Source organism: Streptomyces sp. NPDC048248, assembly GCF_043201875.1.
GTDB lineage: Bacteria > Actinomycetota > Actinomycetes > Streptomycetales > Streptomycetaceae > Streptomyces.
Genome location: NZ_JBICZL010000030.1, coordinates 16,944 through 36,716 on the forward strand (window position 1 = coordinate 16,944; position 19,773 = coordinate 36,716).

Here is a 19,773-nt window from a genome sequence, read left to right on the forward strand (position 1 = left end):
TCAGGCCGCTCGCAGTCCGAACGAAAGGACCTGGCAGGCGAGTCCCTGCGCAGCAGACGAACTCGTCGGGGAGGCGGCTGGGGCGCACCGACGTGCGAGGGGCAGTGCACCCCAGCCTCTTCCCGCTACCGGAGCGGGCTCCAAGCCGACGCTATAGGCAGCCCGACCTTCAGCCGCGCAACAAACGCCGAGCGCTCCTGCTTCCGGCCTGCTGGAGTGCCATCGCTCTCAAGCAAAAGCAGCGCCACACACCCGGCGCACCGCACCGCGAGCAGCAGCCCAAGACCCACCGTGCAGCCCCACGCCCCTCACGGTGCCGAAGCCGAGCAGCACAAACGGCAGACGCCCTGAACAGGCTCTGCCCTGGGCGCTGATTCGTGCAGCGCGGCCTGAACATTCGGTTCTGAGGACGGCCTCGGTCGTAGCGGTCACGTCTCGATGTAGGCCACCACCACGACGGTGCGCAGCGCAGTAACGAAGTAGAGCACCCTGACGTCTTCGAATTCGTCAGCGTACTGTCGCAGGTCCGGACGGGCGCCGTCTCCGGGTATCGGGTCGCCGATCTCAGGGTCGACGGAGATGGCGACCAAGGCACGGTCCAGGGCATGGACCGCACGCTCGGTGGTGAGTTCCTCAAGCTGCTTAATCGCGGAGTCGCTGAAGGCGATTCGGGCGCGCCGGGTGGCGGCCATCAGGCGACGGCGGGGCGCTGAGCGGCGAGACGGGCGAGGTGCTTCTCGCGCAGCTCTTCCCAGGGGGTGCACTCCTCGGCCGATGGAAGACCGTTGGAGGCGATGTCCTCCAGGACCGCGGCGAGTCGGTCGGCGTTCTCCCGGGTCTTGGCGGCATAGGCACGCACCGCGTCGGCAGCGGCAGGCTCCAGCTGCTGCCGCGTGGTGGAGGTGGGGGCCGACTGGTCGCTCATTGAGGGCTCCTGAGGCGAGGTCCTGGCGGGTGCTTCCACGGTATCGCCGAGGCCCGCGGCCGGAGCCCGATACGGATGAACCGGTACTCGGCCAGTGCTGAGTACAGCAGACCGACCCCAGCGCCCCAATTCCGCACCCACTTTTCGGCCGCAGCCGTCTCCGTCTGGCCGCGACGCACGCCGAACGCCCCCCGGACGTTCTCCCCACACGTCAGGCCGCATTGCCACCAGTTCGCGAATACTTCTGTGACTTGCCGCCCTTACGGACCGCCGCGACCGGCCGCACAAACTCACCCGGAAGGGAGCCCCATGAGCCCCATGCCGCCTTCGGCCGAACTACCGGGTCGTGGCCACGAGCCACGACAAACGCGCCTGCATCTTCCACGGCTCCGTTACCGTCGCCTCGATCCGCCTCTGGCTGCGTTCCTGATCTGCACAACCGGCTCAAGCAGTCTCGCCGCGCCAGATTGCCAGGACGAGCCGACGGTAGGCCGGATGCCGAGCGGCCCGAACTCGTCGGTGGCCAACACGCTGTCCGGGGAGCGCTCCAGGACCTCCTCGACGCGGTCGAGCTTGGTGCCACGGCCCGGGGCGGGGGACACTTTCAACGTGCTTCGTCGAATGCGGCGTCGGTGCCCTTGGTGTGGCGGGCGGGGTTATGGCCTTCGTCGAGCAACTGGACGGCTCACAGGAGCTCTTGGGTGCACTCGTGCTTGACCATGCCTGGGCTGACCTCGAGCCGGAAGCTACTGGAGCTGGCTTGCCGTCGGCCGTGTGCGGAGCGGGCTTGGCCCGTCAGACGTCCACACGCGTGGGATTCTGTCGGGATGGATACATTCACGGCCCGGCTGGACGGCGCATGGGAGTGGTGGTCGGTCGCTGTCGAGGAGGCGCAGGAGGGGCGCTGGGTTCGTGATCCCGTGGAGCGGCAGGTGGTGGCGGACATCATGGCCGCGACCAATGCGCTGCACGGCGGCCGACTGGCTCCGTTCACCGAGGACTCGTGGCACGTACGTATCGGGCGGATCGCCAATTGGGCTGGAGTTCTCCGGCTTGCGGCCCGAGCAGGGGGGTGGGAACTCCAACCTGTGGTCGGGCGCAGTCCGAAGCATCCTGCGGGTATGGCCGAACTGCTGTCCGGGATCTACGCGATCGGCGAGCAGGGTGAGAAGTGGATGACACAGCTTCTTCGAGAGCGTCAGGTACCACCAGAGAAGGAGGTTGCCCAGGCGGAGGGCTTCCTGACCGGGCCAGGGTCCATGGAGGATCTTGAGCTGTTCCTCTAGCTCTAGACAGCGCTGATGGACACCCCGCTCGGTCAGCGCCGCCCCCAGAGGACGATGGCGGCGAATTGGAGTGCCGACTGGTAGGCGATGGCGTGCTTGTCCGTCCGCATGGCCAGACCGCGCCATTGCTTGCGCCGGTGGATACATCGTTCGACCGCGCTGCGCTGCTTGTATGCCTTGGGGTCCAACGCAGGCGGTCGGCCGCGTGCACGGCCTCGTCGCAGAAGGTGTCAACCTGGTCGGGTGGCTGGGGGCGCCGGCAGGTATCCCCCAGCCGGCGGAGATGCCCCGGATCGCGCGGGACGAATACGCACGGTCCGTCAGGACGGCATCCGGCCGTGCTCTCGGCCTGTTCCGCCCGTTTCGCAGAACACGGAGTCCTGCCCCCTGTCTCGAACGCTGGGGCGTCGCCGGCCTGGCCTGCGGTGGCACCGCAGTATCAGAGCGCGAGCGTGACTGTCGCTGGCCAGGTGGACCTTCGTGCTCAGGCCGCCGCGGGAGCATCCGAGCGCGTGGTCGTCGGGTTCAGCCCGATTAAGTACTATCGGGCGGATCTTGTGACGCTCGTGGGTTCTGATCGTTGGCATGAGCATGGGTCGGAGAGATCTGACGATTGCCGAGTGGGCGCGGCTGAAGCCGCATCTCCCCATGACCGGGCAGCTGTTCCGTTCTGCAAACGGACTGGGATGGCGTGGCACGATCTGCTGCGCATTTCGGTTCGTGGAAGACCGTCTACGAACGTCACAGACGCCGGTCGGCCGACGGAACACGGGACCGTCGACTGGTCGGTGGTGAGTGGGGTCTTTGACCTCATGCCGGGCTCACCAGCACGCCGCCGGAGCGCGCAAGAAGCCGCCGCTAGTGTCGGGAGAACACACGTCCCGCTAGCACCGCCCGATGAGGTACTTGGACGCTCCCGAGGCGGACTGACCTGCAAGATCCACCTAGCCAGCGAGCCAGGCCGTCCGCTCGCTTTCCTGCTCACACCGGGCCAGTGGAGCGACACGCCGCAGTTCATCCCGGTCCTGGAACGTGTCCGTGTCGCCCGAATCGGCGGCGACGGCCCCCGCACCCGACCCGACCACCTGGGCGGAGACAAAGCGTACTCATCCCGTAGAAACCGCCACCTGCGCCGACGCCAGAGCAAGCACACCATCCCGGAACCGAAAGACCAGCGGGCACACCGCCAACGTCGCGGCAGCCACGGCGGCCGGGCCGTCGGCTGCAAACAAGACGATCTACAAGCGCCGCAACGAAGTCGAGCAGACGATCAATCGCCTCAAGAACTATCGGGCCGTCGCCACCAGGTAGGTCTAGCGGACCTACGGCTTCCCCGGAGCCGTTTCAGCAGGCGCGATTCCGCTCTGGCTCCGCCGACAGAATCGTCCGAGCAGTACCTAATCACGCAGTTCCTTACGGAAGACCGTCGAGCTGTGCCGGACCTTCATGCCCACCCGCAGATACAGGTCTAGTGCGCCGGTGTCCGAGTGCGTCCAGAGAGTGCAGCAACGTCGGCCTGTCTGGTGGAAGGACTGGAAGGCATGACGCAGCAGTTGTCGGGCGATGCCCCGACCTCGCTGATCGTGGCGCACCGCGACCTGCTCGACATACCCCTCGTCCGACTCGGGCAAGTCCAAGGACAGTGCCGCGCCGACCAGTTGATTGTCGTAGAAGGCGAGCGGCGACAGGGCTGGGGCGAAGGTGGGCCGGTCCACAGTGTGCTTTGCCCACTCTGCATAGGATTGGCGCCGCTCTTGCCACTCGTCGAACGCGTCCTGCACCAGCAGGTGTACGGCGGGCTCGTCCCCCGCGCGCAGCGGTCGGACCACGATTCCGGGCGGTGTTTCAGGTACCGAAGGCTCGTCCGGCATGGGGAACTCCAGCAACCAGGCTGTGACCAGCGGGGCGTAGCCTCGCGAGCGCACCAGCGCGACCGTCCCGTCGTCGCTGTCTGGAACGGTCTGGACGATCCCCTCGCTGCCCGCCTGAAGGGCCCGTTCTCCGGCCCAGTCCAGCAGAGCAGCACCCAGGCCGCGGCCGCGATGGTTGGGATGCACGTCGACTTCGGAGTGCCGTTCCACCCAGGCCCACGCGGCCAGCCGACCGGACCGGTCACGGACCAGCACGGTGTCCGAGTCCAAGGCTAGGCCGGGGCGGGCGAAGACAGCGGCGACAGAGCCGGCATCGGTCTGCACCCGCCCGTCCACCGCCCGCTCACAGTCCGCGACCAACCTGCGAATCGCGCCGACGTCGTCGACAGTCGCAGGTTGTGAACGGTAGCCGGGCGGCAGCATCGGGGGGAGAAAGGGCATCACGAGACCGTAGTGCGGCGCCGATCGCCCCGTCCAGAACTCCTTTTGCGCAACCGCTTGAGAACGCGCGATCACGACATGATCCGCCGAACAGGTCCTAAGCCAACTTGCGCCGCCCGCCGCTCACGACAGACCCGCTGCTCCAGAATCCGATGAACTCGGCGATCATCGCGGCCGGGTGATCGAAGGGTTGTTTGCGGCTGCAGTACTACGCCGAGTCCCGCGAAGGCTACGAGCGCACCAAGTTCAAGCACTGGATCGATGAGGACAAGGACGGCTGCAACACCCGGGCCGAAGTCCTCCTGGCCCAGAGCCATCGCCCAGCCCACCGTCGGGACTGGCTGCAAGATCACTAGTGGTACCTGGCTCAGCTACTACGGCGAGATCATCGTCGAAGGGCCTTCGAGTCTCGACATCGATCACATGGTGCCCCTCGCCGCAGCCTGGGACTCCGGCGCATCCCAATGGGCCCCCGGAGCGCCGCCAGGCCTATGCCAACGACCTCGGCGCCGAGCGCTCCCTGGTTGCCGTCACCGCCCGGCGAGTCACCGTAATTTAACCGTGCTGCATCTACCCGCATAGACGCCCCACGCCACCATGAGCGCGCACCCCCTCACCCCTCGAGTACGGGAGTCGACTCATGCGCATCCGCCCCCGCCGCAGCCTCCTCGCCGCCACAGTGGCGGCAGCCACCGCCGCCCTCACCCTCCTCGCCACCACCCCCGCCCAGGCCGCGCTCCCCACCCCCGTGAGCGCAAGCACCGCACGGGCCTACCTGGCGTCCCTCACGGTCGCCACCGAGCACTCCAGAACCGGCTACAGCCGCGACCTGTTCCCACACTGGATCACCATCAGCGGCTCCTGCGACACCCGCGAGACCATCCTCAAACGCGACGGCTCCGGCGTCACCACCGACTCCTCCTGCGCCGCCACCAGCGGCAGTTGGTACTCCCCCTACGACGGTGCCACCTGGAGCGCCGCCTCCGACGTCGACATCGACCACCTCACCCCCCTCGCCGAAGCCTGGGACTCCGGCGCCTACAACTGGACCACCACCAAACGACAGTCCCTCGCCAATGACCTCACCCGCCCCCAACTGCTCGCCGTCACCGACAACGTCAACCAGTCCAAAGGCGACCAAGACCCCGGCACCTGGTGGCCGTCGCGCACCGCATACCGCTGCACCTACGCACGCGCCTGGGTCCAGGTAAAACACCACTACGCCATGACCGTCGACACAGCAGAGAAGAACGCCCTCTCCTCCGTGTTGAACGGCTGCTGACTGCCGGTCGCCCGGCTCCCTGGGTGCCGGGCGACCTCAATCGTCCAACAGGTGTTGCGGGGCAGGTCCGACACCAAGCCCATTTTCAACCGGCTGGCCGGCAGCGGGATTCGATCGGGGTGAACCAGCCGGCGATCCGGCCCGTGGCCACCTCGAACACCTCCCGCCAAGCGTCGGGATCTATGCTGTGAGCTGGCGGCTACCGATTCTTCGTTGTCTTCACAAACCGGTGGTCAACGGCGGCCGCAGCCCCGTCTCAGTCGGCCCCAAGGGCAGGATCACCAGGGCAGGATCACCGCCTTTCGGCTGGAGTATTCATGACCGACTTGCGCCAAGCTCACGGCGCCGCTCGCGCGATCGCAGCAGCTTCCCTGGGGCGAGACCCCGGCCCCATGGGCAGGGTCGAGAGCAGCTCGCACCACGTATACGCGGGCTCGGATGTAGTCGTGAAGATCATCGATGTCGACGGCCACTCGCGACTGAACCGAGAGATCGCGCTCGCACCCCACCTGCCCACCGGGCTCACGGCCCCACTGCTCGACAGTGGGCTCTTCCGGCTGGAAACAGACGCCATTCGTTACGCCTGCTACGCCCGCGTGCCGGGGGCAGCCCCCGGCATGGGCATGCCGGGAGTGGACGGCGTGACCGCACGCTCATGGGCGGAGGCGGCAGTCCACCAGCTCGGCCGACTGCACAGCTGGATCCCCTCGGGCAACACCGAACAGATCCTGAGAGAGCCACTGGATCACGGCGGGTTCACCAGCCAGGCTGCGCTCTTTGCCGAAGTTGAGCACCTCGCCGCCCTGGGCCGGCACGGACTCGTACCTCGCGGTCTGCTCGACGGCCTGACAGCGATCGCAGAGCGCGCGCCAAGGCATGCACAGGCGACCATCCCGGTTCACGCGGACTGCCACTGGGACAACTGGCTGGTGCGTGACCTGAGCGTGACTGCCCTGCTGGACTTCGAGTGGGCGCGCTTCGGCGAACCTGCCGATGACTGGTTTTTCCTGGCCCGGTTCAGCGGCCCCCACACGGAAACCGTTCTCGACGTCATCGCCCAGGCGACGAAGAGCTCGCTGGAGACCCTCCGAGCGGAATGTGAGGTTCGCGAAGCGGCTCATCTGGCTTCCGACCTTCGCGGCGTGCTCGAACGCCCCGATGTAGATGCGCAGATGGCGGCAAACAGGCTCCGCTCACTCGATGAACTCCTCGTCGGACGCTACTGGTGGCGCCCCCGGGGGAAGCCAGTCGCAACAAGCATTGAGTAGTGTCCGTCCACGTCGCCGGCCGGGGGTGCAAATTGCGCCGTCGTCCGAGCTGACGAAAATCCCCTCCACCCTGTGCCTGACGAGATGGTTCCGCTCACCTGCTACGAAGCCAGCGCCTGTTCTTCGCCTTCATCGTGCGGTCCGAAGCGTGAAGCTCACGCCTTACATCTGGAGTACTTGAAACAACCTTGCTGGCACCAGGCTTCGCTGCCCGGCCATAGCCACTGAAACGGGGCCCTTGCTCAGGACGCCGTATTGGAGGAGAGCACCGCCTCTATGAATTCAGCCGGTGGCAGGTATCGGTGCCTTTCGACGTAGTGGCCAACCAGTTCGGGGGCTGCATAGGCAACCCCGCTGCCCATCACCCGTATCTCGGCACTTGCCCGAGGGCCGTCAGACCTTCCGAGGAACAGTCGCGAAGTGCACCAAGGGCAGTCGTGGAAGCCGCGGGTCTGCCTTGCTCGGTGGGTGCGGGCCATCCGATTCAACGTCGCTGCCAGCTTCGGCGGCGGCGCTCCCTTCGGATATCTCTTGCCGCGACGGAGCCAACCCACATTCAGCACCTCAACGCCCCGCCAGGTACCTGATGCCTCAGGATCCCCGTTGTCGCTGTCGTACGTGTAGGGGGTTAGGTCTGCGTAGTACGTCATGGCAGCTGTCTACCAGGGCGGCAGGGCTGGTGCTGGGTCGGAACGCCCTCTCCGAAGCATTAGAAGCATCGGAGAACCACGGCCACTTCCGAGTTCAGCTAGGTCCGACTGCGGTCACCGGCCAACCACTCTGGTCCGGCTTCGCCTGCGACTCCCACCACTCAGCGAGCAGCCCGGGCTCAGCTTGGTGAGGGAGCTTCTCCAAGCCGGCTCCGACGCCGTGATTCACACCTGACATCGCGAGATCATTTTAGGGTGCATCCGGTTGTCGGACGACTCCTCCGCAGATGAAGTCCTTCCAGAAGGCGACCGTGGGCTGTGGGCTCCAGGGGGCGTCCTCGTCGGCCTCGCGGAACTCGTGATCGATGTAATCGGCCAAGTCCTGGCCATAGCAGATGATGTCGATGCCCCATATCGAGAGAACCGGGTGTCCGAAGGCACCTCCTCCGGCAGGAACGAACCGGTGCGCGTACACGGGGACAAGCTGCGGCACATGGGCAAGTTCCTGCTTAGCCACCTGCAAAGCAGCCGAGTCATCTGCTGGACGGGGCCCCCAGACCTGCTCCCACCAGCCATTTCCGACGCTGTTCAACACACCCTGGACGGGCCATTCAAGGCGGTAGCGAAGATCTTCATGATCACCGTGACGCCAGTTCGGCCACGGCTGGTCCCAGGTTGCTCCCTCTTCAGGGGGCTCGGCGACGGGCAGGCCGGCGGCCAGGAAGGCTCGATGGTCGGCGGAGAACTCAATGCCGAATGCGGCCTCGATGCGCCTGAACTCGGCCTCGCTCAGGCCTGGCTCTATCTCGCAGCAGTCAGCCAGCGCGAGGCGATGCGCGGCTTGAATTCCCAGTCGAACGCCGTCATTGTCGATCACCTCGACACCGTACACACGTTCTGCGACCTGACCTTGATCATTACCGGACAGCCCTTCAGAGCGCTCCCCTCGTGGGCCCGGCGGAACCTGGAAGAAGGTCTTCGCCCGCCAGCCAAGGCCTCCGCCGACGGTCAGCATGACCACGATGCCGCGGTTGGCGGAGGCTGCACCAACGGCAAGTACAGGACGGAGTGCGGTGTCGCTCTCCTGACCGACACCTCGGTGACAACGGCGTTATCACCTGCGGCTACTCAGCACTGAGAGTCCTGTCGGCGGCTGGGTACAGCACCGCTATCACCCGGGCGTTGTTTCGACGACCGGACCAGACCTGCCCCACGGCCCATCGCCAGTCCGTCTGGCCTACGGCTTCCCTTCGGATGGTGCTCGCGGTGGTGCGGTAGGTTGCTCGCCATGGCTGAACTGGGATCCGTCGCCTGGCCGCCTGCGCCGATAAGGACCGAGCGGCTCGTGCTGCGCGAGTCCGAGAGCCGGGACCGTGCGGTGTTCATCGAGCTGTTCACCTCCTCGGAGGTGGGCACCTACCTAGGCGGCCCTCGACCGCGTGATGATTGTGAGCGTGCATTGCCTGAGACGCCCGAGAGGCGTCCCGGCCTTTTCGTAATCGAGCTCGACGGAACGATGATCGGCACCATCGAGCTCAACCGACGCGAGGGGGAGCATCGCAGTCATGTCCGGCCGGATGCCGGGGAGGCCGAACTCGGCTACCTGCTCCTGCCAGAGGCATGGGGACACGGGTACGCTGCCGAGGCGTGCGCGGCGGCGCTCGGCTGGTACGCCGACGCCCGCCCTGGCGAGCCGGTGGTGCTCTGCACCCAGGCAGCCAACGACCGATCGATGCGTCTCGCGGCGAAGCTGGGGTTCACCGAGGTGCAACGGTACGAGGAGTGGGGCGCCCAACAGTGGATGGGCGTATGGTCACCGGTCATGCCGCCCGCTTGAGCCTCCTTCTGGGTTACCGCGCGGACCATCTGAAGATGCCCGCGACGTTGGGCCTCTCTTCCGGAGAACCGCTCCCCCACGGGAGTCAACCCGTCGGAGACAGCGGCGCATCTCTTCAGCTCGAGCTCGGGTGCTGACCATGTGGTCGAGCCGGTGCCAGCCTCAGCGGGCCGAAATCAGAATCTGCGCTGGCGGAGCGTTGGCTTGAGGGTTGCATGAGTTGGGCGAGTGCAAGGTCAGCTTCTGCCGGTGCAACCTGCTCCCCTGGTGCGTTCGTTCCGCCAGGATTCGAGCAAGCAACATGCCTTTGAGCCGGCCGATATTACGCCGTAATACTCAGAGCCCTCCTTCAAGGCACCGTGCACGAGCATCCATCGTCACGTCGGCGCTCGGCACAAACGCAATCGCCCGTCCTCACCCGATGAGGGGCCAGGGCAGGCCCCAGAGACCCTTCGTGCGTTGCTCGATGACCCGCTGTCGGTCCTCGGTGCCGCGTGCCGCCCTCAGTTCCGCCACGAACACCTCAGTTTCCCGAGCCACTCAAGGGAGCGGCCGACCCTCCTTGTTGGGGCGTACTTTTCGAGAAGATGATGTCCATGCTGGCCGCACCGTCAGCCCTGAGGGCTTGCCGTTCGCCGCCGTGCGAGGGTCAGGGCGGCGTCGGCCTGCTACCTGCAGCTGAGTGGCCGGCTTCATTACGCCGTAATCACCGGCAACTCCTGCACGGCCGCACCATTATCTGCGGCGGCCTCGGGCTGCAGAGCCGGTAGCAGGAGCCGACTTCGCTGTCGCGTCTTCCCGCTCCGCAGCTCGGGCCCTTCTGTCCCCTTCCCCGGCCGCTTCTGCAGCTTGGCGGACTCCTCGCCGAGCTCCAGCTTGAGGACCGCGAATCGTGGGAGTGGGATGAGGCCGGTCCCGTGGGCGTACCTCAGCGTGGCGCCGGAGCGCGGCCCAGCTCTCCGCCTTGCCTACCGGCGGCGGATCTCGACCATGAAACAGCCGAATTCCACTGCGCGGACGTGCACCAACGCCACCGCCGGATCAGCGAAGAGGTCGCGCAACGCGCTGTCTACCTCTGCGGCCCGCTCCTTGGGGGTCTCGGTCAGAGTCCCGCTGAGGATGTGCCCATGGGCACTGTAGGCACGTAGTACCCGGCGAGCGCCGTGCAGTTCTTCCGGATAGCCGGGGCCGGAGGTCTGTCCGAGGCACTCCTGGGCGTGAATGAAAACCGGGCCGCACTCGTCGTACGGGCCGGGCTCAGCGCCTGTCTCCGCCGCCCAGCGACGAAGTGGCGCGTATGAGACCAGGACGATTCGCTCACCTGCCTCACTGTGCCGCAGGCAGCAGCGCAGGGGGGCACCGCCCTCCGGATCGGTGATGGGGTCCCGGGCGAGACCTGCGTCGTCCCGCACCCGCAGCTGCTTGAGCACGGCCGGATCGATGGCTCGAGTCTCGTGAGTTGTGGTCATGGCTCCAGCATCTGGGGCCGCTCGTCTCGGGGCTGGCGGAGATCAGACGTTGTGCTGGCAGCTTCTTGGCGTGAGGGTCCACCCTCGTCTTGACGAGTGTGAGGCGAGCCTGGGCCGGTACAGCCTGCTCTCCTCGTGCCTTCGCTCCCCCGGGTCATCTCCCAGGCGGCCGAGCAAGCGCCGCCGTTGAGCCGGTCATTATTACGCCGTAATGCTCGATGCCCTTCCTCAAGGCGCCTTGTATGGAGAACGACCGTCACTTCGGTGTTCGACAGGAGCACGAAAATGGCCCCGCTCCCCCACCAGGTGATCGGGGGCGGGGCCAGGCACGGCCGGCTCTAGAGGTCCTTCAGGAGTAGTTCGGCGACCCGCTTGCGGTACTCGGGAGTACATGCGCCCTTCAACTCCGCCACGAATACCTCAGGCTTCCCGAGCAGCTCAAGGTAGCGGCCGATCATCCTCTGCCGTTCGGGCGTGGGGACCTTCGAGAAGATGATGTCCATGCTGGCTACACCGTCAGCCCACGGCATCTTGGCCTGAGGGGGCTTGTTGACCCCCGCCGGGCGGGGGTCAGGGACAGGAACTGTCGGCCCTGATTCCTGCAGCGGGGGCGCCTTCATTACGCCGTAATGATCGTCATCGGCATCTTGTGCATGGGCGCCCCCACCAACCGCGGCCTGAGACTGCGGTGCCCGAGCCGGTGCGGATGCGGGCGACTGGGTGGTTGACCGCGCCGTCGCGCGCTCTCGCTCCGCAGCTCTCGTCTTCCTGTCCTCTTCCTCCTGCCGCTTCTTCTCCTTCAGCCGCTGCAGGTGCTCCTCCTGCTCGCCCGGCTTCTTGCTTCCCACACTGCGAAGCAGCTCGGCGGACTCCTCGCCAGACTGCAGCTTCTGCTGCAGCTCGGGCGTGAGCTTGAGGAGTGCGAGACGCTGCGAGACCCATCCCTGCGTCCGGTGCAGGCGGGCAGCGAGGGCCTCTTGGGTGCCGTATACCGTCTTCAGCTGCTCGAGAGCCCTGGCTTCGTCGAGGGGGTCGAGGTCCTGCCTGTGGACGTTCGCGACGAGCGCGCTTTCCAGTATTTCGTCGGGGTTGCTGCCGAGCTCTTCGTCCAGCATCACCTTGACGGTGGCCAGGCCGGCTTCCCGTGCTGCGGCCAGGCGAGAGTTTCCGTCAATGACCACGTACCGGGTGTCCGGCTCCAAACTGGCCTCTTGGCCGGGGTTGGCCTCGACATAGGTAAAGCGGGACATGATGCTGATGGCCTGCTTCTGGCCGTGGTCGCGCATGCTTCCCGCGAGCTGGGTGAGGTCACCTAGTTCGGAGCGGGGGTTGGCGGGGTTGAGGCTGATGAGCTCGACGGGGAGCTGAACCGGCGGCGGGGTCCCTTCGGTTGGTGCCTTGGTGGCGTCGTTGATGGCCTGCCGGCGGGGGCTGACCCTTTGTGTCTGGCTGAACGACGAGCCGCTGCCGAGCTTTGCTGCCTTGCTCATGAAATCTCCCGTGCAAGCGCGCGCAGAGCCACCGACTGGTCGCACCTCGGTGCGTAGGCCAGGAGCGGCCGCTTGACGCGTACTGCTTCCTTCTGTTCCTTCAGGTCTCCGATGACGCCGACGACACGCGGATCCTTTATCTCCATCCAGCTCTCCAGTGAGGAGGTGGCGATGTAGCCGCGGCGGGCGTCGTAGTGGTTGACGACGAGGCCGAGGTAGTCGAGGTCGAGGTCCATGTCGCCGCGCAGGTCCTCGATCTGAGAGGTCAGCAGCCCGTAGGCGTCCGCGGAGCTGTCTTCGGCCTGGACCACGACCAGCACGCCGCTGTTGCCGGGCGCTTCCTTGGGGCGGCGGCGTCCGTAGTAAGCAGCGGCGTCCATGCTGAGGCCGAGGCTCGGCGGGCAGTCCACCAAGATGACGTCGTAGTCGTCTTCGAGCGGCATCAGGGCACGTTCGAGGGCTGCTTCGCGGGCACGGACTCCGGACAGTTTGACGTCCAGGAGGAACGCGTCGGTGCATGCCGGAAGCAGGTGCAGCCGATCGCCGAAGCGGTCGTCCTCGACCGTGACGACCAGCTCGCGCAGTTCTCCCTTGCCCTCGCCGGCCATGTGCTTGGTGAGACTGTCCCCTTCGATGGGGAGCGCTTCATGGCCAAGCTGGTTGGTCAGGTGGTGCTGCGGGTCGAAGTCGACGAGCAGAACGCGCAGCCCCAGGCCGGGCAGGTCCTCGTACTCGAGCGGATCCTGAACCGCGTCCGCTTCGGTTCGGGCGTTGGCGAAGTGCTTGGAGACCCGCACCGCGTGGAGCTGGTCGGCGCCTTCGGCCAGTGCCTCGCCGGCGCCCGCGGTGACGGCCGTCTTGCCGACGCCGCCCTTCTGATTGCACACGATGATGCGCCTGACGATCACGGGACGCTGCACATCGGGCGCCGGGTTCTTGTCGAGCCAGAGCTGCACCGACTGCGTGAGCCCTTGGACGAGGGAGACGCCTCGTGCGGCGCAGTCCGCACGAAACTCCTCCCAGTGGCCTTCGGGCAGCCAGGTCGAAAACGACTTGGCGCGCGCGGTGTCGATGGGGGAGAGGTTCGCACCGAGACCGCGCCAGGCCTTGATGCCGGCCTCGACGGCGTGCTGGATGTCGATGCCGTGCTGCGCTGTGCGGATCTTCAAGTCCTGCTGCAGGCCAGCAGGGAGCTTCGAGACGACCTTTTCCCGGTCGCCGGGGGAGGGCGATGTCATGGGAGACACCTTACTAACATTGAAGATCAAGTGAAGCACCGGCACGTTAGTAAGCCACGCTGGACTGAAGAATCTGCCATCTGCCCGCAAGCAGTGCCGCATTACACCGTAATGACGAGCCCTCACCGAACCGGCGCGGACCGACGCCTATTACGCCGTAATGCGACTGCCCACCCCAGACACAGCGCTTCGCGACAGCCCTGCACGCAGCTGGCCGCCGACGACTCGACCACACGATGAGCCGTGCTGAAGCACCTCGAACTCCCAGAAGCTGCCGACACAGCAGCTACGAACATGGCCGACACGGCAATCCCGCGAAGCCCCGAAAGTCGAGTTGTGGGGGAGGAACCGAGGCGCAGGAGCCGCCGCGTCCTGATCTCATCACCACGTTGGTCACCACGCCGGCGGCCTCACGCTTTCGTGCGGCCCTCGTCACCTTGAAGGCGTCTTACGACTGCTCCTGGCGGCACTGGAACAGAAGGAGGAGCCGCGGGCAGTTGGCGGCGGCCCATTGTGCCTGAGGTGAGCAGAGCGTCGCGGTGGTAGTGGAGTTCGCCGCGTAGGTAGCCCCCGGACCACGGCGCCGCTCGGTGATGGTGACGGCCTCAAGTCGATGAACATCCAGGGCACGCACTGGGAGCCAGCCCGCCTTCTGGTCTCTAGTGCCGTGACCGGGAAGGTTCGCCGGGGTGGTGTTCGAGCCGGGTACCGCTCGGCCGATTGGGTCAATGCCCGCCACCCCGACGTCCTGGCCGCTCAACGCCGCGAACGCGCCCGCATCCGCAGCGAGAAAGGCATCCGCTGGGGCGGACGCGCACTGGCTGCCGCGGCCTGACCACCGTGCCGGACGCTACGGTCACAGCTCAGCGTTCTGCCGCGAACCTGCCCATCAAGCCGGTGGAACTCGGCGGGCAGGGACCTCAAAGACGAGTTCGAGACCATCCTCCTCATCCCACTGCTCTCCGACCTCAACGAAGCCGAAGCCCGAGATCGTGGCTAGGGATGCCACGTTGTCGGGGCTGATCGACGCCCGCACGGTCGTGACTGCGGTCTCTTCTGCTGCCCGGTGCAGCAACTCGATCAGCGTGGACCGGGCATATCCTTGGCGCCGGAAGCCAGGAACGACGAAGTAGCCGATCTCGACCATGCCGACCTCATCAGGCGGTCCGTGGAACCCGGCGTGTCCGACGACGAGGCCCTTGTCGCCGACGACCGCTTGCCGGGCCATCCACCGCGCCTGGCCGGGATCGGCGGCCATCTGGTCGAGCCGGAACTGCCACAGCCACCGTGCTTGGTCGGTCACGAAGTAATCGGTCAGCGAAACCCCGGCCATCTTGCTGGCTGCGGACAGGTCTCCATCGAGCAGAGCGGACATCACTCCGCCGGACAGCTCGACAAAACGGACGCGTTTCGGGCTCCGCTTGAGCGGTCTCTGGTAATCAGCATCATGTGTCACCTGCGGATGCTCGCTGACTCACCGAAGGGTGTCCAACGATTTCGGCACGGCCCGGGAAACGGCCCGCGGCATCACCCACCACCGCAAGCCACCCCGGTGAACGTTCCGGGTCACGGCACTAGGGAGCTTGATGCACGGCACCGCCTCCACCGTCTTCCTGACCGTCGACGAAGTAGCAGCGTCCAGCGACTCCTTCACCAAGCACCTCGGCTACAGGCAAGTCAGGCAGCGGACGGGTTCGTCCCCTGTCCCACCCCGACGCTGCCGTCGACCTGGTCCCGCTCAAGCGCGGCATACCGGAGCCGGGCGGAGCAGCGTGACGCCTCCGGCCTGAGCATGGCCTTCACCGTTATCGGCATCGAGGAGCAGGAACACCGACTGTGCGCCGAAAGGGTCTCCATCACGGTGCCGCTGCGGTAAGAGCCCTGGGGCGAACGTCTCTTCCAGGTCGCCGACCTCAACGGCGTCGTGATCCAGCTCGTGCAATGGGCAACCCCCGCTGGCGCCTGACAGCCACCGGGGCTGTCGGCTACCGAAGGGTGGGGAGCGTTTCCCGGAGACGGGCTCGAACCCTCTGGCTCCTCTGCCGCAATCGCCGGCCCCCCGATGACACCCGCATGTCGAAGCTCGGGCTGAATTTGAGGCAAATCAAGCTCCATTACCTCAGACCACCTGATCCACCTCAGAGCAGCACGAAACCCCCTATAGACGACTCATCCTCCGGACCGGGGCCGGGCCTGCCGCCCACCAGGCAGCTTGCATTACGCCGTAATGAAGCCCGCGCCCCCTGCGCCGCCCGGCATCTATTACGCCGTAATAAGACCACCGCCCACGGCCAATCGCGGGACAGCTGGCTACAGGCTCTGCGCCCATACATCGACAGTCACGGCAACCCGAGCGGCGGCAGATCGCCGTGCCATGAACTCACCGCCGGGCCCCCGGGCGACGCCGAGGCAGCAAGTCCGAATACCCTATGCACGCAACGGCATTAGCCAGAGGACGCTGGCAACCTGCTTCTGAGGGCTGGCACGATGAGCACCCATGGTTGATCAAAAAGCTGTCGAAGCCCAAGCACTCCGCGTCGTCACTGACCTCCTTCCGCAGGCCCTGCGCCGTGCTCGGAGGCTCCGCCGCTCAAGGGGCTGGCCACCCCGAGCAGTGATCTCGACGTGGCCGTCCTCCTCCCCGACACAGACACCAGCCGCCGGGAGGTTATCCGTCACGAGGGCCGCATCGTCGAACTGTTCCTGAACACCCTTGCGGACGTGCCGGAATTCTTCGCATGGGACCGAGCTCGGCGGCGCGGAACAGTCCTCTTCCTCTATGACCAAGGCCTGCCCCTGGCCGACCCGTACGGGCATGTGAACCGTGCCCGCCAACTGGCCCAGGAAGTACTTGCTTCCGGTCCTCTACCACTCACCACAGCCGAGTGGGAACACGGCCGCTACGTTCTTACCTGCTTCCTGGACGACCTGGTCGACACCCCACCCGATAGCCGGTACGAACAGCTTTCCCTCGCTGAGCAAGTGCTCCACAAAGCCGCTGACCTGGTCACTGCCCACCACGGTGCCTGGAGAGGCATCGGTAAATGGCTTCCCCGCCGCCTGCTGAGCGCAGACCCCGCCCTGGGTAAAGCCCTGTTGGACGGTCATCTGGCTGTGGCCGAGCATGCCGACCCCCAGCCGTTGGCCACTGCGGTGAAGCAGGCGCTCGACCTTTTCGGCGGGCCCTTGATGGAGGGATACACCCACCGCAGGCGCGCCTGAGCACTTGGCGACGTCAGCGGGTGCTGGTCTTCCTTGGCCAGTCAGCGCTGACCAACGCGATCCGCCTTGCCTGACCGCAACCTCACGTGAACGACACCTAGCGGGACTCGGCCAACTGCGCAACCGCCGATGCCACCGACAAGGCGCACCACTAGCACCGTCGCTCGGTGTCGGCCCGGCGCTGGCTCACGCGTGCTGCCCGGATACCGTCCTGCCATGACTGACAAAGATCCTGTCGATCACGTCGCCGCGTGCTCCATCACCCCGCCACTGGTGGAGCAGGTCGTCGGCCTGGCGAAACTGCCGTTGGGCGACTGGGCGGTATCCGAGGCAGCGATGCGGGGCCTGGGCTGGCAGGAAGCGGACGCAGACTTGCCGTTGGAAGACGCCTTCGTCACCGCCGAGGGGCACCTGGTCTATCTCGGGGACAGTCTCATCCTGTCGTTCGCCCACTTCTACTGGGTTGACAGCGAGGACTGGTGCGAGGATTTCTGGGGCACGTTGCCCGGCTGGTCCAGCCACGCCAACGCCGGACGTGCGGTGTTCAACACGCATATCGACGCGGCTGTCGCCGCGTTTACCCAACTGCTCGGTCCTCCGGAACAGGACATCACCGCCGAAGGTGGCACCCTGGCCATGGGAGACGGCGACTGGCGCCACGCCGCTTGGCGGTGCGGAGACAGCCTTCTCGTCATCGGCCCACGCCATGAAGGGCTCTCCTACTTCCAGTTCGAGGAGGCCGTCGTCTGCCTAGGCCCCATCGAGGCGGGCGCTCCGCTGCCTGCCCTCCGCGACTTTGTCTCCTGACAACCACCCGGCGACCCGCCCCGCGCCGCCTGTCCGCTGTTCCCGTCAAGCATGACGTTCAGGTAGCGATGAGCGGGCTGTAGGGGAGATTCTCGGGCGTGCAGATCAGGTCGTGGTGCTTGCCTGCCTTGGTGGCAATCTCACGCAGGCGTGCCAGGACAGCGGCCTTGGTGGGCAGATCAAGGCCGAGAACAGCAGCCACACGGGCCCTGAGGAAGGCCAGGTCGGCCATGTCTTGCGAGTAGTCGGCAGCGAGTTCGGCGCTCTCGCTTCTCGGTGAACGTTCGGCAGTCATGCCACCAGGGAGCACCAGCAGGAGCTGCAGGAGCTCGGGCAGCCAAATCGCGACCAGAGCCGCGCCGCCCTCGGAGTCTGAGTAGAGGACCGGGCGTTCCTTGCCTCCATCGCCCCGCAGAGGAAGTTCGTCCCGCCGGCACTGTCCCTTGTCTAAGCCCTGCAGGTCGCGCCCGACGCGAGGTGAACCTCCTCGACGTGGTCGCCTCGCTCGGGGTCGAAGTCGCCCGGGCTAGAGAGGAAGTCGGCAACATCGTCGTTTTCGCGGATAGAGGTGATCAGGGAGCACAGGGGGTGCACCCTAACTACGAGAGCAGTGTTCGCGCCTGTCGGGACGGGAGCCGCACCGTGCGGTAGACGGGCCGAGGCGCACGACTTCGATCAAGCACTTCGGACCTATGCGAAGGGATAGATGCTCGGCTCAGTGAGTCTTGCCCTGGGCGCCCTGACCTCCGTGGCCAGGGAGGCAACGTGTCTCATGCCGGGGGAGTTCGGGGGAGCGCATGGCGTGAGCCTCTAGACCGTGCAAAGGTAGCGGTGCCTCGGGGTGTCTGGCTGGCCTCACGGCTGGCGACGGAACTGGCGCCCCGGGGCGCTCGAGACCCCTGTGTGTCATGAGCCCGCGGTCAGGGCCCAGTTGGAGAGTCGCCCCCGCGGGGCATCCGTGAAGTCCGTGGTGTTGCCGGCTCAGGCACACCGCTGATGCATCACCTCCCTCGGCCGGCGCTACTGACGCCGGGCAACCCGCGCGCAGCCTGGCACAGCTCACGCTGTTGGGAGTCGCAATGAATGTCCGATGCTGGTCCCCAGGGTCGGAGTGAAGGCGTTCTCAGATAGCCCGTTGCACATGCTGAAGGCTGGAGGTGCCGGGCCCTCGAAGCGGACATCGGAGCCATTTTATCTATTACCCCAGAAAGGCGACTCGCAGAGTGGCACCGTAGACGGTAGATCTCGGAGTTGCTGGTATGGCGCGACCTTGGAGCCCCTCCGAGGCCGCCAGGCGCCCGCACAGCGGGTTTTGACCTCGTGTCGCCCCAAAAAACGAGCACAGACCGCAAGGCTGCCGAGGCGTTAGGACCGAGCGGGCCGAGCGAGTCCTTCAAACGCTGGAATCGGCACGGTCGCGCCGCAAGACCGCGACTGTTGAACAACCGGGCGACCAGGGGGCTTCCGAGCGCTACCGGATCTCGGCTGCTACCAGGCCTGCTTACCTCTGGTGCACGGCGCCTTGATCAGCGAATGTCTGCGCATGATCCTTCCGCCCGTTCACGAGAAGACCGAGTTGATCGAGGTCGTCCGCATCACCGACCCAATGGGGCATCTCAGCGCAGCGAACTTGGTAGGTGACGAGGTCGCGATCTGGGAGGCGGATCAGGTCAGCGACGCCCTGATATTGATCAGCGCTGCTCCGGAAAGTGAACTGCACCGCTGCTTCATCCCGGGCTGGGGTATCCCTGCTCACAGCGCCACCAGCCTCCTTTTCCAGATCGCCTTCTGCTTCCAGTGCCACGGCGCCCGCCTATGGGGCCCGACATGCCTGCCGAGTTGGACGGGATCCATGGCTTTGATCCGGACAGCCCTCCGGCCCTTGAACTCCTGCAACAATTCCGCAGGTCCACGCCCGGCCGACGCGGTTGACGGGCACCACGCCTGACGGGTCAAAGCGTGGCAAGCGAGTCCCTGTCACATCGGC

At 66.2% G+C, this 19,773-nt stretch carries 17 protein-coding genes and 6 pseudogenes; 10 read left to right on the forward strand and 13 right to left on the reverse strand.

The window, feature by feature from the left end:
* Positions 1 to 428: 428 nt before the first annotated feature.
* Together ACGFZW_RS36420 and ACGFZW_RS36425 are read right to left on the reverse strand one after the other, a co-directional pair.
* The gene (locus tag ACGFZW_RS36420; protein WP_393897620.1) at positions 429 to 692 is read right to left on the reverse strand and encodes a hypothetical protein; all 264 of its coding nucleotides are present in this window, start codon (positions 690 to 692) and stop codon (positions 429 to 431) included.
* A complete protein-coding gene (locus ACGFZW_RS36425; protein ID WP_393897621.1) occupies positions 692 to 925 on the reverse strand; it encodes a hypothetical protein in 234 nt (77 codons plus the stop codon). The genes ACGFZW_RS36420 and ACGFZW_RS36425 overlap by 1 nt, the downstream gene beginning before the upstream one ends.
* Before the next feature lie 334 nt (positions 926 to 1,259).
* Here ACGFZW_RS36425 and ACGFZW_RS36430 point away from each other — a divergent pair.
* Positions 1,260 to 1,355 (forward strand): annotated as a pseudogene (locus ACGFZW_RS36430) (IS5/IS1182 family transposase); the annotation flags it as partial.
* A gap of 40 nt (positions 1,356 to 1,395) precedes the next feature.
* Here the strand turns inward: ACGFZW_RS36430 and ACGFZW_RS36435 are convergent.
* Positions 1,396 to 1,545 (reverse strand): annotated as a pseudogene (locus ACGFZW_RS36435) (IS630 family transposase); the annotation flags it as partial.
* Positions 1,546 to 1,752: 207 nt separating this feature from the next.
* Between ACGFZW_RS36435 and ACGFZW_RS36440 the strand changes: the two are divergent.
* Positions 1,753 to 2,211, forward strand: coding sequence for a hypothetical protein (locus tag ACGFZW_RS36440; protein WP_393897622.1), 459 nt, complete (start codon positions 1,753 to 1,755; stop codon positions 2,209 to 2,211).
* 32 nt (positions 2,212 to 2,243) lie between these two features.
* Here ACGFZW_RS36440 and ACGFZW_RS36445 read toward each other — a convergent pair.
* Positions 2,244 to 2,750 (reverse strand): annotated as a pseudogene (locus ACGFZW_RS36445) (transposase); the annotation flags it as partial.
* Positions 2,751 to 2,802: 52 nt separating this feature from the next.
* On the opposite strand from ACGFZW_RS36445, the pseudogene ACGFZW_RS36450 reads away from it, so the two are divergent.
* Positions 2,803 to 3,612 (forward strand): annotated as a pseudogene (locus ACGFZW_RS36450) (IS5 family transposase).
* Here the strand turns inward: ACGFZW_RS36450 and ACGFZW_RS36455 are convergent.
* Positions 3,609 to 4,598 carry a GNAT family N-acetyltransferase gene (locus ACGFZW_RS36455; protein WP_393897623.1) on the reverse strand — a complete coding sequence of 330 codons (990 nt, stop codon included), beginning with the start codon at positions 4,596 to 4,598 and terminating at the stop codon, positions 3,609 to 3,611. The pseudogene ACGFZW_RS36450 and the gene ACGFZW_RS36455 overlap by 4 nt on opposite strands.
* A 131-nt stretch (positions 4,599 to 4,729) precedes the next feature.
* Between ACGFZW_RS36455 and ACGFZW_RS36460 the strand changes: the two are divergent.
* From ACGFZW_RS36460 to ACGFZW_RS36470, 3 genes and pseudogenes are all read left to right on the forward strand, one after another.
* A pseudogene (locus tag ACGFZW_RS36460) lies at positions 4,730 to 5,064 on the forward strand (DUF1524 domain-containing protein); the annotation flags it as partial.
* A gap of 99 nt (positions 5,065 to 5,163) precedes the next feature.
* Positions 5,164 to 5,805 carry an HNH endonuclease family protein gene (locus ACGFZW_RS36465; protein WP_393897624.1) on the forward strand — a complete coding sequence of 214 codons (642 nt, stop codon included), beginning with the start codon at positions 5,164 to 5,166 and terminating at the stop codon, positions 5,803 to 5,805.
* A gap of 446 nt (positions 5,806 to 6,251) precedes the next feature.
* Entirely contained in the window at positions 6,252 to 7,073 is an 822-nt protein-coding gene (locus ACGFZW_RS36470; RefSeq protein WP_393897625.1) for a phosphotransferase, read from the forward strand.
* Positions 7,074 to 7,315: 242 nt separating this feature from the next.
* Here ACGFZW_RS36470 and ACGFZW_RS36475 read toward each other — a convergent pair whose 3' ends face one another.
* Together ACGFZW_RS36475 and ACGFZW_RS36480 are read right to left on the reverse strand one after the other, a co-directional pair.
* Entirely contained in the window at positions 7,316 to 7,723 is a 408-nt protein-coding gene (locus tag ACGFZW_RS36475; protein WP_393897626.1) for a hypothetical protein, read from the reverse strand.
* A 250-nt stretch (positions 7,724 to 7,973) separates the two neighbouring features.
* Entirely contained in the window at positions 7,974 to 8,738 is a 765-nt protein-coding gene (locus ACGFZW_RS36480) for a hypothetical protein (RefSeq protein WP_393897627.1), read from the reverse strand.
* Positions 8,739 to 9,011: 273 nt separating this feature from the next.
* On the opposite strand from ACGFZW_RS36480, the gene ACGFZW_RS36485 reads away from it, so the two are divergent.
* Positions 9,012 to 9,560, forward strand: a complete 549-nt coding sequence (locus ACGFZW_RS36485) for a GNAT family N-acetyltransferase (protein ID WP_393897628.1) — start codon at positions 9,012 to 9,014, stop codon at positions 9,558 to 9,560.
* A 968-nt stretch (positions 9,561 to 10,528) separates the two neighbouring features.
* Here the strand turns inward: ACGFZW_RS36485 and ACGFZW_RS36490 are convergent.
* The 3 genes from ACGFZW_RS36490 to ACGFZW_RS36500 all read right to left on the reverse strand — a co-directional run bounded on the left by ACGFZW_RS36490 (position 10,529) and on the right by ACGFZW_RS36500 (position 13,757).
* Positions 10,529 to 11,029 (reverse strand): DUF1203 domain-containing protein, encoded by a 501-nt coding sequence (locus tag ACGFZW_RS36490; RefSeq protein WP_393897629.1) that lies wholly within the window; start codon positions 11,027 to 11,029, stop codon positions 10,529 to 10,531.
* A 338-nt stretch (positions 11,030 to 11,367) separates the two neighbouring features.
* Entirely contained in the window at positions 11,368 to 12,519 is a 1,152-nt protein-coding gene (locus ACGFZW_RS36495) for a ParB/RepB/Spo0J family partition protein (protein ID WP_393897630.1), read from the reverse strand.
* On the reverse strand, positions 12,516 to 13,757 hold the full coding sequence (locus tag ACGFZW_RS36500) for a ParA family protein (RefSeq protein WP_393897631.1): 1,242 nt from the start codon (positions 13,755 to 13,757) through the stop codon (positions 12,516 to 12,518). The genes ACGFZW_RS36495 and ACGFZW_RS36500 overlap by 4 nt, the downstream gene beginning before the upstream one ends.
* 727 nt (positions 13,758 to 14,484) lie before the next feature.
* Between ACGFZW_RS36500 and ACGFZW_RS36505 the strand changes: the two are divergent.
* A pseudogene (locus ACGFZW_RS36505) lies at positions 14,485 to 14,592 on the forward strand (IS630 family transposase); the annotation flags it as partial.
* A 54-nt stretch (positions 14,593 to 14,646) separates the two neighbouring features.
* Here ACGFZW_RS36505 and ACGFZW_RS36510 read toward each other — a convergent pair.
* Positions 14,647 to 15,132 (reverse strand): GNAT family N-acetyltransferase, encoded by a 486-nt coding sequence (locus ACGFZW_RS36510; protein WP_393897664.1) that lies wholly within the window; start codon positions 15,130 to 15,132, stop codon positions 14,647 to 14,649.
* 1,250 nt (positions 15,133 to 16,382) lie between these two features.
* On the opposite strand from ACGFZW_RS36510, the gene ACGFZW_RS36515 reads away from it, so the two are divergent.
* Positions 16,383 to 16,979, forward strand: a complete 597-nt coding sequence (locus tag ACGFZW_RS36515; protein ID WP_393897632.1) for a nucleotidyltransferase domain-containing protein — start codon at positions 16,383 to 16,385, stop codon at positions 16,977 to 16,979.
* 216 nt (positions 16,980 to 17,195) lie between these two features.
* Entirely contained in the window at positions 17,196 to 17,786 is a 591-nt protein-coding gene (locus tag ACGFZW_RS36520; protein WP_393897633.1) for a hypothetical protein, read from the forward strand.
* Positions 17,787 to 17,844: 58 nt separating this feature from the next.
* Here the strand turns inward: ACGFZW_RS36520 and ACGFZW_RS36525 are convergent, their stop codons facing one another.
* A complete protein-coding gene (locus ACGFZW_RS36525; RefSeq protein WP_393897634.1) occupies positions 17,845 to 18,081 on the reverse strand; it encodes a hypothetical protein in 237 nt (78 codons plus the stop codon).
* A 1,206-nt stretch (positions 18,082 to 19,287) separates the two neighbouring features.
* On the reverse strand, positions 19,288 to 19,590 hold the full coding sequence (locus ACGFZW_RS36530; RefSeq protein WP_393897635.1) for a hypothetical protein: 303 nt from the start codon (positions 19,588 to 19,590) through the stop codon (positions 19,288 to 19,290).
* Between the last annotated feature and the right edge of the window lie 183 nt (positions 19,591 to 19,773).